The sequence below is a fragment of the Sphingomonas sp. LM7 genome, assembly GCF_002002925.1.
Lineage (GTDB): Bacteria > Pseudomonadota > Alphaproteobacteria > Sphingomonadales > Sphingomonadaceae > Sphingomonas.
On record NZ_CP019511.1, the window covers coordinates 1432720 to 1445969 of the forward strand.

General features: G+C 65.9%; 8 protein-coding genes. 5 read left to right on the forward strand and 3 right to left on the reverse strand.

Annotated features, from left to right (window positions below; translation table 11 throughout):
* Positions 1-12 precede the first annotated feature (12 nt).
* Both BXU08_RS06610 and BXU08_RS06615 read right to left on the reverse strand, forming a co-directional pair.
* Positions 13-1611 carry an AMP-binding protein gene (locus tag BXU08_RS06610; RefSeq protein WP_077509338.1) on the reverse strand — a complete coding sequence of 533 codons (1599 nt, stop codon included), beginning with the start codon at positions 1609-1611 and terminating at the stop codon, positions 13-15.
* 68 nt (positions 1612-1679) lie between these two features.
* Positions 1680-3908, reverse strand: coding sequence for a TonB-dependent receptor (locus tag BXU08_RS06615; RefSeq protein ID WP_077509339.1), 2229 nt, complete (start codon positions 3906-3908; stop codon positions 1680-1682).
* Between the two features lie 273 nt (positions 3909-4181).
* Here BXU08_RS06615 and BXU08_RS06620 point away from each other — a divergent pair, with 273 nt between their 5' ends.
* From BXU08_RS06620 to BXU08_RS06630, 3 genes are all read left to right on the forward strand, one after another.
* Positions 4182-4400: a hypothetical protein gene (locus BXU08_RS06620; protein ID WP_171982443.1), complete on the forward strand. Its 219-nt coding sequence runs from the start codon at positions 4182-4184 to the stop codon at positions 4398-4400.
* 88 nt (positions 4401-4488) lie between these two features.
* Complete coding sequence (locus tag BXU08_RS06625) at positions 4489-4689, forward strand: hypothetical protein (RefSeq protein WP_077509341.1); 201 nt, start codon at positions 4489-4491, stop codon at positions 4687-4689.
* Positions 4690-4876: 187 nt separating this feature from the next.
* A complete protein-coding gene (locus BXU08_RS06630) occupies positions 4877-7420 on the forward strand; it encodes an ATP-binding protein (protein WP_077512089.1) in 2544 nt (847 codons plus the stop codon).
* 22 nt (positions 7421-7442) lie between these two features.
* On the opposite strand, the gene BXU08_RS20185 is transcribed toward BXU08_RS06630, so the two are convergent.
* On the reverse strand, positions 7443-7898 hold the full coding sequence (locus BXU08_RS20185; RefSeq protein ID WP_216352904.1) for a hypothetical protein: 456 nt from the start codon (positions 7896-7898) through the stop codon (positions 7443-7445).
* Between the two features lie 145 nt (positions 7899-8043).
* On the opposite strand from BXU08_RS20185, the gene BXU08_RS06640 reads away from it, so the two are divergent.
* Together BXU08_RS06640 and BXU08_RS06645 are read left to right on the forward strand one after the other, a co-directional pair.
* A complete protein-coding gene (locus tag BXU08_RS06640) occupies positions 8044-11409 on the forward strand; it encodes an amidohydrolase family protein (RefSeq protein WP_077509342.1) in 3366 nt (1121 codons plus the stop codon).
* Between the two features lie 22 nt (positions 11410-11431).
* A complete protein-coding gene (locus BXU08_RS06645; RefSeq protein ID WP_077509343.1) occupies positions 11432-13249 on the forward strand; it encodes a DUF885 family protein in 1818 nt (605 codons plus the stop codon).
* Position 13250 lies beyond the last annotated feature (1 nt).

Below are 13250 nucleotides of genomic sequence, written 5' to 3' on the forward strand. Positions count from 1 at the left end.
GAGGGGAATGGTTCAACGCCCTACCCTGACTCCGGCGATGCGCCCCTCGGCATAGTCCGCGCGCAGGCGCTGCTTGTCGATCTTGCCCGAAGCCGCCAGCGGCATCGCGGCGATCTCGGCGACTTCGCTCGGGATCCAGAAATCCGCCACCCTGCCCCGTAGCAGCCCGAGCAGCGCGCCGGGATCCTGCGCGTCGTCGGTCTCGACGATCAGCACTGGGCGCTCGCCCCATCGAACGTCCGAGCGCCCTATCACCGCGACATGCCGCACCGCCGGATGCGCGCCGACGATGACTTCGATCTCGGTCGGGTTGATCCATTCGCCGCCCGACTTGATCAAGTCCTTGGCGCGGCCGCAGATGGTGAGGTTTCCTTCCGCATCGATCATCGCGAGGTCGCCGGTGTCGAAATAGCCCTCGTCATCGAGCGCGGAATCTTCTGACAGGAAATAGCGCTCGATCACGCTCTGCCCCTTGACCTTGAGATGGCCGAGAATACCCCGTTGTGGGACCAGCGCATTGCCCTCCGCGTCTGCCAGTTTGAGGTCGAGCCCGATCGGCGGCCGGCCCGAGGCACGCGAGTCGCCCAGCGCGTGCAGCGGCGCGACCGTGCCGGTGGGGGAAAGCTCGGTCATGCCCCAGCTGGTCTGCACCTTGCAGCCCAGGCGCTCCTCCAGCCTGCGGAGCAGCGCGTCGGGGCAACTCGATCCACCGATCAATACGCGCTCGAGCGAAGGCAGCGTGCCCCCCGCGGCGTCGAGGTGATCGGCAAGGCCGAGCCATATCGTTTGCACCCCGACCGCCATCGTCACACCTTCGTCGCGGATCAGCGCGGCGAGGCTCGCTCCGTCGAGCGTGCGGCCCGGCAGCACCAGCTTGGCGCCCGCCGCCGCCCCGGCAAAGGGCAGGCCCCAGCCATTGGCGTGGAACATCGGCACCGCGACCAGCACCGCGTCGCGGCTGGTGATCGCCATCGCATCGGCCTGGAGGACACGCAGCGTGTGCAGATAATTGGAGCGGTGGGTGTAGATCACGCCCTTCGGGCTGCCGGTAGTGCCGGACGTGTAGCAGAGCCCTGCCGGCGCATTCTCGTCGAACGCACCCCAGACGTATGGCGCGCCCTTCTCGGCGAGCAGCGCTTCATAGGCCCAGATACGCGCAGGGTGCGACCCGAGGGGCTGCGTATCGGGGGGCAGGGCATCCATCACCACGGCCGCTTCGATCGTCGGGCAAAGCGGCGCGACTTCGCGCAGAAGCGGCAGCAGGTCCGCCGCGACTGCGAGCACGCGGTTCTGCGCTTCGTTGATCATCGCCGCGAGATGCGCGGGCGTCAGTCGCGGATTTAGCGTGTGGCACACCAGCCCCGCCCCCATCGCCGCGTAATAGAGTTCGAGATGGTGCCGGGTGTTCCAGCCGAGCGTGCCGACCCGGTCACCGAACTGCAGCCCGAGCGCGGCGAGCGCGCCCGACATGCGATTGCTGCGGTCGCGCAGTTCGGCATAGCCGAAGCGCGCCACTACTCGCCCGGCATCGGCCTCGACGATCTCGCGGTCGCCGAACCATTTGGCGGCATGATCGAGGAATTTGTCTATCGTCAGGCCGTAGGGCTGCATGAAACCATCGTCACGAGAGGATACAAACTGGCCGCCGGACGAGGGAGCATCCGACGGCCGAGGGAGACTCAGAAAAGCTTGAGCAACTTGACGCCGTACTGGCGCGGCGGCCCGGCGAAGTAGAGCCCACTATTGAGTGCGGCGGGGTAATGCTGATCGGTCAGGTTGGTGCCGTAGAGCGTCACCGTCCAAGTATCGTGCTGCCAGGCCAACTGAGCGTTGAGGATGTTCCGGGCTTCTATCCGGTCGCCGCGGGCGGGGTTCTGGAACAAGGTCGCCCATTGATCGCCGACATGGCCGAAATTGACGCGCGGCGTGATCTTGTCGCCGTCGCCGAGCAAGAGATCATAAGTCGCGCCCAGATTGAAGGTGAGGTTCGGCGCGTAGGTCTGCCGCCGGCCCGCCAGGTTGAGGCACGAGACGCTCGCCGGGCCCGTATTGGGATTGCACGGCAGCACGCTCGCCGCGCGCGGATCGGTCGCGAAGAAAGTGCCGAGTTCGCTGCGCAGCACATTGACGCCGCCATCCAGCGTCAGCCCGCCGAAGCGCAATTCCACTTCGGCTTCGCCGCCATAGATCTTGGTGCTCCCTGGAACGTTGAGCTCGATCCCGAAGGTCGGGAAGGTCGGATAGCCGATGATTACCTGGAAGTTCTTGTAGTCGTTGTAGAAGCCGGTGAGCGTCGTGCGCACCTTGCCGTCCGCCCAATTGGCCTTCCACCCCGCTTCGTACGATGTGACTTCCTCCGGCTCAAACGGCGCAGGAAGTCCGAGGCCGACCGGCACGTTGAGCCCGCCAGGACGGAAGCCGGTCGCGACGAAGGCATAGAGATACTGGTCCTCGCCGGCCTTCCAGCCGAGCGACACCTTGTACGAGAAATTGTCGGACTTCACCGTCTGATCCTGGCGGATATACGCGCCGTACTGCATCACATCGATATGATTGGTGGAGCGGCTTGCGGTATAGCGGCCGCCCGCCTCGATCTTCAGATTGGGTGTGAGATTGAAACCGATCTGGCCGAATGCCGCAAGCGAGCGCGTCGGATTGGTGCCCTGCAGCTTATACTGCGCCGCCGGCAGGTTGAACGGATAGGCGGTGTCGATGATGAACTGGTACGGCTTGCGGAAATAATAGTCGTTCCACAGCCCGAACGCGCCGAGCAGCCAGGTGAAGCGCTGGTTGTCGGGCGAGATCAAATTCACTTCCTGAGTGATCTGCTGCTCGTCGACGCTGTCGTAGAAGGTGCTGATCCCCGTCGCCGTGCCGTCCAGATCGGCGCGGTACATCGTGTTAGCCCATTGATAGCTCGACACCGTGCGGAGCTTCACGCCGCCGCCGAACTCATATTCGCCCTTCAGGATCGAGCGGACGAATTCGTCGCGCGCCGCCTGGGGGGTGTTGAACTGGACGTCGAACAAGTCGCGATGGTTCGGATTGGGCGTGTTGGTGCCCGGCAGGGTCTCGAAATGCGTCGCGAACGGCGTTGCGGGATAGGCGCCCATGTCGAGATGGCCGACATCGGTCTTCCACAGCAGCGAGAGCCGGTCGGTCGGCTTCCACAGGAAGCTGATCCGCCCCGCCATGATCCCGACCTTGCCTTCCTCGAACTGGTATGGCGCGCCGCCCGGGCCGGTGATGTTGTAGAAGCTATCGCGGCGCTGGCTATAGAGCGCGACGCGCGCGGCAAAGGTATCGCTGAGCGGCAGATTGACCGCACCCTGCACGCCTGCATCGTTGTAATTGCCGTAGTTCACATTGACGTAGCCGTGGAAGCCGCCGCCGATCGCCGGATCGTTGGTATTGACGAACACCGCGCCGCCGGTGGCGTTCTGGCCGACGATCGTGCCCTGCGGTCCGCGCAGCACCTGGATGTTGGCGACGTCGTAATAGGGCTCGCCCTGCACATAGCCCGGGAAGGTCGGCACGCCGTCGCGATAGGTGATCACACCGGTGGTGGTCTGGGTGTTGTGCTCGGCCTTGCCGATGCCGCGGACGTTGAAGTCGTTGCCCTGGCCGAAATTGTTGACGACGATGCTGGGCATTGCGAACTGCAGCGCGTCGACATTGGCGACGCCCTTATGATCGAGCTGGGTGCCCGACAGCACCGATGCCGCCATCGGCGTGGTCATCAGGTTTTCGTTGCGGCGCTGCGCGGTGACGACGATCTCGCCGCCTTCGTCCTGCGCCGCCTCGGTTTCGCCAGCCCCATCCTGGGCGGGCGCCGTCTGTGCGAGCGCCACGCCGCACCACATCAATGCCAGCGCCGAAGCGCCCAGCCGCCACGCACTATTCGTCATCGGATTCCTCCCCAAGCTCGCTCTCCTTGCACGCGCTCTTCGGCACGATGGTGGGAAGATGACGCAAAGCCGGACGGCTTTCAATACTAATTCTCTTATGAGTGAATGTTATATGCGCTGGGGAGCGTAGCGTCTCAGGCAGGCGCGTCGATATAGCGAGATGCTTCGATAGGGGGCGGACCTAATGGCGCGCGGGCGGACTGCGCCGGGCTTCCCGGACTGGCCTTATTATGCATCAGTGACGGCGAGCCTCGCCTCGCCTAGGATGCGCGGATGATACGAAAAACACTTATGGAGCGCGCCTTCGAGCTTGCGCGTGGGAGCAGCTGCCGGGACATCGAGGAGATTCGCCGGAAGCTCACGGCGGAGAATTTCAGCAATGTCGATGCCCATCTGGGCGGGACCACCGTTCGTAAGCAGCTTCGCGCGCTGATCGAACAGCGTGCAACCGCCGAGGTGCCCAACGCGATCGAGGAACCGGGTCGTCCCTAGCGCAGTCCGACGGAATACTATGGGCACCGTGCGGCCCTTCGCGCGTTGATGGACCACCGGCGCACTCCGCGCCCGGCGGAGATAGTTCATGAGCGACCCGAGCGGGACCGAAACATCGAACGGCAAGACTGCGTTGACCGACGATTTTCGCACGCATTTTTCCGGAGATGCTCCGCTCACCGAAAAGGCGAAGAGCTTCGCCAAGGCGCGCCCCTGGGCCAGCGCCGCGTTCGTCGGCATCGCCGCGCTGGCGGTATTGAACACCTTACGGGGCACGCGGGGCAGATAGCCCGCACCTTCCGAACGCAACGGTGCCGGGTGGCGATGGCGCGTAGAGTCCGTGCTAAGTCGTTCGACAGGGCCAATTTCCGCTAGAACCGCTGAGCAATCCTGTTATCGGGCTCGCTCCATCCGCGGAGCAAGAACGCATGAATCCGGGTCCTGCCGTTCCAGCGATATTCGTCGGCGACAGTGAGATGGCTGCGCTGATGCGCGCAACGGACTGGTCGAAGACGACGCTCGGCCCGGTTGAGGGATGGCCCGAAGCCCTCAAGGTTGCCATTCGCATCCTGCTAACCAGCCGCTTCGACATGTGGCTTGGCTGGGGCGACGAGGTCGCGTTTCTCTACAACGACGCCTATCGGCCGACGCTCGGGTCCAAGCACCCCGCGTCGCTGGCCAAGCCGACGCGTGAGCTCTGGGCCGAGATCTGGCCGGATATCGAGCCGCTGATCCGCCAGGTCTACGAACAGGGCGAAGCCACGTGGAGCGAAGCGCTGCTCCTGCTGCTGGAGCGCAACGGCTATGCCGAGGAAACCTATCACACCTTCTCGTACAGCCCGGTCTTCGACGATGCCGGTACGGTCGGCGGACTGCTCTGCGCCGTGGTCGAGGAAACCGATCGAGTCATCACCGGCCGCAGGCTCGAATCGCTGCGCCTGCTGGCAACCGAACTGACCACAGCGGAGACGCCGCCCGAAGTCTTCGCCGCCGCGCATGCCGCCCTCGCTAGCAACCCGCAGGACGCTCCGTTCAGCGTCACCTGGCTGTTCGACGGCGACACTGCTCAAATCATTGGCAGGACCGGTCTCGAAGGCCCGCACCCCGCCTTACCCGAAACGATGCGACTCGACGCCGAAGCGCGCTGGCCGCTCCGCAACGGCGGCGTGGTCTCGCTGGCGGGCGTGTCTGCGCTGCCAACCGGCCCGTGGAAGAAACCGCCGGAACACGCCGCCATCCTGCCGCTTGAGGGCCAGGGCGCGGACGACGCCCGGGGCGCGATCCTGGTCGGGCTAAACCCCCATCTGCTGCCCGACGACGACTATCTCGGATATCTTGGGCTGCTCGCCGGCCAGATCGGCTCTGGCCTGCACAGCGCCGAATCGCACCATGCGGCACGCCGGCGCGCCGAAAGCCTCGCCGAGGCAGCCCGGCTGCGCGCGGAGGCGGCAGAAGCGCTTCGCGAACTCAACGTGAAGCTCGCGTCCGAAGTTGTGGCACGCACCGGCGAACGCGACCGGCTATGGTCACTCGCCGAGGACCTGCTGGCACGCGCCGACTATGACGGCAATCTGCTCGCGGTGAACCCGGCTTGGACCAAGCTGCTGGGCTGGTCCGAGCAGAAGCTGCTCACCGATCCCTATGCCGACATCATCCATCCCGAGAATGTCGATACGGTACTCGCAGCGCTTCAGGAGATGGGCCGGACCGGCGAGCCGACGCGCTTCGAAAACCGGATATTGTCGTCGGAGGGCGTCTGGACACCGGTCGGCTGGACCGTCTCGCCCGAGCCCGGCGGCGTCCACTTCATCGCAGTTGGCCGCGATCTCACCGAGGACAAGGCGCGCGAACAGGAGCTGCTGGGCGTGCAGGAGGCGCTTCGCCAGTCGCAGAAGATGGAAGCAGTAGGCCAGCTCACCGGCGGAATCGCGCATGATTTCAACAATCTGCTCGCTGGAATTGCCGGCAATCTCGAACTTCTCGAACTGCGCCTGGGCCAGGGGCGCACGGTAGGTCTCGATCGCTATATCACCAGTGCGCAAGGTGCCGCGCGCCGCGCGGCGGCACTGACCCAGCGCCTGCTCGCCTTCTCGCGCCGCCAGACGCTCGATCCCCGGGCGGTCGATGCCAATGCGCTGGTCGGCGGCATGGAGGACCTGATCCGCCGGACCGTCGGCCCGAGCATCGAAGTCGAAGTCGTCGGCGCGGGCGGTCTGTGGCTCACCCGAGTCGATCCGTCGCAGCTTGAAAATGCGCTGCTCAACCTGGCGATCAATGCGCGAGATGCGATGTCGGGCAATGGCCGCCTGACGATCGAGACTGCGAATAAATGGCTCGACGACCGCGCTGCAAAGGAGCGCGAGTTGCCGCCGGGGCAATATATCTCGCTCTGCGTCACCGATACCGGCACGGGGATGACGCCGGATGTCATCGCCCAGGCGTTCGATCCGTTCTTCACCACCAAGCCGCTGGGACAGGGCACTGGTCTTGGCCTGTCGATGATCCACGGCTTCGTCCGGCAATCGGGCGGCCAGGTGCGGATCTATTCCGAGATCGGCGACGGCACCACCATGTGCCTGTATCTGCCGCGCTTCATCGGGGAACTCGACAGTCCCGACGACGCTCATCATCCGCTCAATACGTCCGAAGGCCATGGCGAGACCGTGCTGGTGATCGACGACGAGGCGCCGGTTCGCGCGCTGATTGTCGAGGTCCTGGAAGAAGCCGGCTATTCGGTGATCGAGGCGATCGACGGCGCAACCGGGCTCGAAGTGCTTAGATCGCAACGGCGCATCGACTTGCTGATCACCGATGTCGGCCTGCCGGGCGGGTTGAACGGGCGGCAGGTCGCCGATGCCGCGCGCGTGACGCGTCCCGATCTGAAGGTGCTGTTCATCACCGGCTATGCCGAAAATGCGGCGGTCGGTAACGGCCTGCTCGCGCCCGGTATGGAAGTGATCACCAAGCCTTTTGCGGTGAGCGCCATGGGCAACAAGGTCCGCGACATGCTGGATCGCTGATCCCGCACATCGCGTAGCAGGATCAGCCCTTCTTGCGCTTCGCCGCGAGTGCGTTGGACGCGGCGCGGTCCGGGCCGGCTTCCTTGAGGATCGCCCGCGCGTCGTCCACGCTGATGCCGTGCTTGCGCGCGAAGTACCGCGCTTCATAGGGCGCATCGGCCGCCGCCGCGCGACGAGCGGGCGCGGCGGGCTTGCGATTGCTCGTGCGCGGCTTCGCTTTCGCTACCGGGGCCGATTTGGCCGAACGGCGGCGTGCATAGAGCAGGCCGGTGACCGTCGCCGCGGCGCCGATGCCGATCGCCGCACCGATCCCGATCGCCGTTGCGGAAATCCCGCTGCCGGCCTCGGCCTTTTCGCGCTCTTCCTCGGCGGCAGCCTCCGCGGCAGCGGTAGCGGCCTTCTGCTCCTCCGGAATCGGATCGGGGTGAAGCGGATATGGCGACGTATTTGCTTCGGGCACCGGCGGCTGGTGAGTCATGGTCGCTCCTGATGTCGTTTGCCGCTCAACGCATATTCTCTCCAGTGGTTGCGCAGCCGTATCGGTCGCAAATCAAGACGCTTGCCGATTGCGCCGCGCGGCTTGCCCGCCGATAGTGACCGCAGTTCGAGAAACAGGGGAATTCATGAAGCATTACGCGGTCGCGCTCGTCTCGCTGGTTGCACTTGCCGCTCATCAGGCGGCGGCGCAGATCGCTCCGCCCGCACAGCAAAAGCCGGTGCAGGAGACCCAGGCGCCGGAGGATGCGATCGTCCGTCCGGTCGAGCAGCAATCGCCGCAGCCGCAGCCCACCCCTGCCGCCGCCACCCCGGTTGCCGCGCCCGCGGTTGCAGCCAAGACCGACAAGCCGGCCAAATGGGACGTCAACGCGCCCACCGGCGCCAGCATCCGCGAGATTCCCATCCGCGTCTCGGAAGGCAGCTGGATGGACCTCGACGTCAGCCCCGACGGCACGATGATCGCCTTCGCGCTGCTGGGCGATCTCTACACGATGCCGATCACCGGCGGCACGCCGACGCGCATCGCCGAGGGGCTCGCCTGGGAAGTCCAGCCGCGCTTCTCGCCCGATGGCCGGCGGATCGCCTTCACCTCGGATCGCGGCGGCGGCGACAATATCTGGGTGATGAACCGCGACGGTTCGGACAAGCGCCAGGTGACCAAGGAGGAGTTTCGCCTCCTCAACCAGCCAAGCTGGAGCCCCGACGGCCGCTATATCGCTGCCAAGAAGCATTTCACCACCGGCCGCTCGCTCGGCACCGGTGAAGTCTGGCTCTACCACGTCTCGGGCGGCGGCGGAGTGATGCTGGTCAAGCGCCCCAACGAAACGCACCAGAAGGAACTGGGCGAGCCGATCTACGCGCATGACGGCAAGTCGATCTTCTACACCCGCAACGTAACCCCCGGTCCGATCTTCGAATACGCCCAGGATTCGAATACCGACCTGTTCGACATCGAACGCTACGATCTCGACACCGGCGACGTCAGCAAGGCAGTGACCGGCGCCGGCGGCGCAGTGCGCCCTACCCCTTCCCCTGACGGCAAGAAGATCGCCTTTGTCCGCCGCGAGGCAACGCGCTCGAAGCTCTATGTGAAGGACCTCGTCTCGGGCGAGGAGCGCAAGATCTACGACGATCTCGATCAGGACGTGCAGGAGACCTGGGCCGTAACCGGCGTCTATCCCAACATGGCCTGGACGCCCGACGGCAAGTCGGTGGTGTTCTGGGCCAAGGGCAAGATCCGCCGCATCGATGCCGATGGATCGAATGCGCGCGAGATTCCCTTCACGGTCAACGACACCCGCGGTGTGATCGACGCGCCGCATCCGCAGATCGCCGTAGCGCCCGATCGCTTCACCACTGCGATGCCGCGTTTCGCATCGGTCTCGCCCGGCGGCGATCGCGTGGTGTTCGAGAGTCTCGGCAAGCTGTGGGTCAAGCCGGTGGCCGGCGGCGCGGCGAAACGGCTGACCAGCGGTGGTGAGGGCTTCGAGCTGTTCCCGAGCTGGTCGCGCGATGGGCGCAGCATCGTGTTCGTCGGCTGGAGCGATGCCGGTCTCGGCCGCATCCGCGCTGTCGCTTCGAGCGGCGGCGCCCCGCACGACGTCACCAGCCAGCCGGGCCATTATGCCCGCCCGCGCTTCTCGCCCGACGGCAAGACGATCGTGTTCGAGCGGGTCGGCGCCGGCAACCTGACCAGCCCCAATTGGTCGCAGGATCCCGGCGTGTACCGCGTCGCGGCTACGGGCGGCGATGTAGTCCGCGTCGCCAAGGGGATGGCCGCGCCGCAGTTCGGCACTGCCAACGACCGCATCTTCATGATCGGCGAAGGCGAGAAGGGCGAGCGCGAGCTGGTCAGCACGGATCTGGGCGGCAAGGACAAGCGCGTCCATGCCAGCGGTGAGCTGGTCACCGACTATATCGTTTCGCCCACCGGCGAATATGTCGCCTTCCGCCAGAATTACGGCGCCTTCGTCGCGCCGCTGATGCCGGGCAACCAGTCGGTCGCGCTGGCGAGCGATGCCAGTGCGATGCCGGTCACGCGGGTGAGCGCAGGCGGCGCGGATTACATCCATTGGTCGAATGACGGCAGGCGGCTCCACTGGAGCCTGGGGCCGACGCTCTACACTGCCGACACCGCGCAGTTCTTCGCAAATGCGCCGCGCGGCGAGGACGCGCCGAAGTTCGTGCCGCCGGCCAACGGTATCTCACTGGCACGTGAGGTGGCGGCGGCCAAACCGAGCGGCACGGTGGCGCTCACCGGCGCGCGCGTGGTGACGATGGCCGATGCCGCGGGCGGGATTATCGACGACGGCGTCGTGGTGATCCGCGGCGACCGCATCGTCGCGGTCGGCCCGCGCGCCTCGACGCCCATCCCCACCGGCGCGACCCAGGTGGACGTCGTCGGCAAGACGATCATCCCCGGGCTGGTTGATGCCCATGCCCACGGCCCCGCGGGCAGCGACGAGTTGATTCCGCAGAACAACTGGTCGCTGCACCAGAATCTCGCGCTCGGCACCACGACGATCCATGATCCGTCGAATCGGTCGAGCGAAGTGTTCGCGGCGTCCGAGATGCAGCGCGCCGGGCTTATCCTCGGGCCCCGCATCTTCTCGACTGGCGAGATCGTCTATGGCGCGAAGGCGGCCGACGTCTATGCGCAGATCGACAGCCTCGACGATGCGCTCGCGCATGTCCGCCGGCTCAAGGCGCAGGGAGCGCACAGCGTCAAGAACTACAACCAGCCACGCCGCGAGCAGCGCCAGCAGGTGGTCGAGGCGGCGCGGCGCGAGAACATGCAGGTGGTTGCCGAGGGCGGATCGCTGTTCGGCATGGACATGACGATCGTCGCCGACGGCAACTCGACGCTCGAGCACAATGTCCCGCTCGATATCTTCTACGAGGACGTGCTGCAGTTCTTCCCGCAGACCAAGACCAACTACACGCCGACGTTGGTGGTGAGCTATGGCGGCCTCGCCGGCGATCCCTATTGGCGCCAGGCGACCGACGTCTATGCCCACCCGCTGCTGCGCGCGCATACCCCGCCCACAGTTCTGCTCGCGGACAATGCCCGGCGGATCAAGGCGCCCGAGGACAATTTCGTCGACGACGACAATGCCCGCGAGGCCAACAAGCTCGCCAAGCGCGGCGTGCTGGTCTCGATCGGCGCGCATGGCCAGCAGGCCGGCATTGGCGCGCATTGGGAACTGTGGTCGTTCGTCCGCGGCGGCATGACTCCGCTTGAAGCGCTGCGTGCCGGCACGATCGTCTCTGCGCAGTCGCTGGGAATGGCGCGCGATATCGGTTCGCTGGAGCCGGGCAAGCTCGCCGACCTCGTGGTGCTCGACGCGGATCCCACCGCGGACATCCGCAACAGCGACAAGGTGTCGCGAGTGATGCTCGGCGGGCGGCTCTACGACGCGGCCACGCTGGACGAAGTCGCGACCGGCACTGCCAAGCGCGGCGCCTATTGGTGGGAAAAGCAGGGCCGCTAGGCTCTGGAACCGGGAGACTATCGTGGATCGTCGGACGTTTCTGAACGGGGTGAGCGCGGCATCGCTAACTGCAGCGCTGCCCGCCACCGCCATGCCGCGTAGCCAGGCTGCGTCCGACAAGGAACTGTCGGCACTGCTCGATCGCTTCTTCTACGATCGGCTGAACGACGATCCCGAAGGCGCAACTCGGCTCGGGCTCGATACCGGTCCACGCGCGGCGCTGCGCTCGAAGCTGGCCGACAATTCGGCGGCGGGCATGGCGCGGGCGGCAGCACGGTCCAAGCGCGAGCTGACCGAGTTGCGCGCGATCGCGCCCGCAACACTGTCCACCGCGGCGCGGCTCGACCAGGAAGTCGTCGCCTATCAGCTCGAACGCAACATCGCCGCGGCGGCACGGTTTCGCTATGGATCGAACAGCGACGGTTTTTCGCCCTATGTCCTGAGCCAGCTCGGCGGCGCCTATCGCGACATTCCTGATTTCCTCGATTCGCAGCACCGGCTGGAAAATGCTGCGGATGCCGATGCTTATCTTTCTCGGCTCGAAGCATTTCCGAAGGCGATCGACAATGACACCGCGCGGCAGCGCGACGACGCGGCGCGCGGCGTGTTCGCCCCGGACTACATCCTCGACACCACGCTCAAGCAGATCGCCGCGATGCGCGATCCGGCTGCTGCGAACACAGTGATGGTCACTTCGCTCGCCGCCAAGCTCGCGGCGGCGAAGTTGCCCGCTGACCGCCTCGCCAGGGCGCAACGGATAGTCGCCGGGCAGATCTTCCCGGCGATCGACCGACAGCGCGCACTGGTCACCGAGTTGCGCGCCAAGGCTGGCCACGACGCCGGGGTGTGGCGGTTGCCCGATGGCGACGCCTATTACAGCGCGGCGGCACAGGCGGCGACCACCACCAGCCTGACCGGCGCCGAAATCCACCAGCTCGGGCTGGAGCAGGTCGCGGAGATCGGCGCGCGGATCGATACCATCCTCAAGGCGCAGGGCATGGCGCATGGAACGGTCGGCGAGCGGCTAGTGGCGCTCAACAAACGGCCCGACCAGCTCTTCCCCAATACCGATCCGGGCCGCGAGGCGCTGCTGGAGGCGCTCCGTGCGCAAGTCGTGGCGATGCAGGCGCGGCTGGGCGAGCAGTTCCGCTCGCTGCCCAAGGCGCCGGTCGAGGTGCGACGCGTCCCTGAAGCTATCCAGGCGGGCTCGCCCGGCGGCTACTATCAGAACGCCTCGCTGGATGGATCGCGGCCGGCGATCTACTTCATCAACCTGCGCGACACATTCGATCGGCCCAAATTCGGACTGGCGACGCTGACGCATCACGAAGCGGTGCCGGGACATCATTTGCAGGTGACCCTGGCGCTGGAATCGCCGAACATCCCGCTGATCCGGCGCCGTGCCGACTTCAATGCCTATACCGAAGGCTGGGCGCTTTATTCCGAGCAATTGGCCGACGAGATGGGAATGTACGCCCGGGATCCGCTGGGACAGGTCGGCTATCTCCAGTCGCTGCTGTTTCGCGCGACGCGGCTGGTGGTGGATTCGGGCCTGCACCACAAGCGCTGGTCGCGCGAGCAGGCGACAGACTATTTCATGGCGACCACGGGCATCGCCCGCGGCCGCAGCCAGGGCGAGATCGACCGCTACACGGTGTGGCCGGGCCAGGCATGCAGCTACAAGATCGGGCACACCATGTGGATCCGCCTGCGCGACAAGGTGAAGGCGAAGCAGGGTGCGGCATTTGATCCGCGCGCCTTCCATGACATTCTCCTAGAAGGTGCAATGCCGCTGACCGTGCTGGAGCGCGTCGTGGACGAGCGCCTGCGGAAAGCCTGAA

Bases quoted from the DNA above. Each gene is read 5' to 3' on its own strand.
- BXU08_RS06640 (WP_077509342.1), top strand. From the start codon at position 8,044: ATGAAGCATTACGCGGTCGCGCTCGTCTCGCTGGTTGCACTTGCCGCT.
- BXU08_RS06610 (WP_077509338.1), bottom strand. From the start codon at position 1,611: ATGCAGCCCTACGGCCTGACGATAGACAAATTCCTCGATCATGCCGCC.
- BXU08_RS20185 (WP_216352904.1), bottom strand. From the start codon at position 7,898: ATGACTCACCAGCCGCCGGTGCCCGAAGCAAATACGTCGCCATATCCG.
- BXU08_RS06615 (WP_077509339.1), bottom strand. From the start codon at position 3,908: ATGACGAATAGTGCGTGGCGGCTGGGCGCTTCGGCGCTGGCATTGATG.
- BXU08_RS06620 (WP_171982443.1), top strand. From the start codon at position 4,182: ATGATACGAAAAACACTTATGGAGCGCGCCTTCGAGCTTGCGCGTGGG.
- BXU08_RS06630 (WP_077512089.1), top strand. From the start codon at position 4,877: ATGGCTGCGCTGATGCGCGCAACGGACTGGTCGAAGACGACGCTCGGC.
- BXU08_RS06625 (WP_077509341.1), top strand. From the start codon at position 4,489: ATGAGCGACCCGAGCGGGACCGAAACATCGAACGGCAAGACTGCGTTG.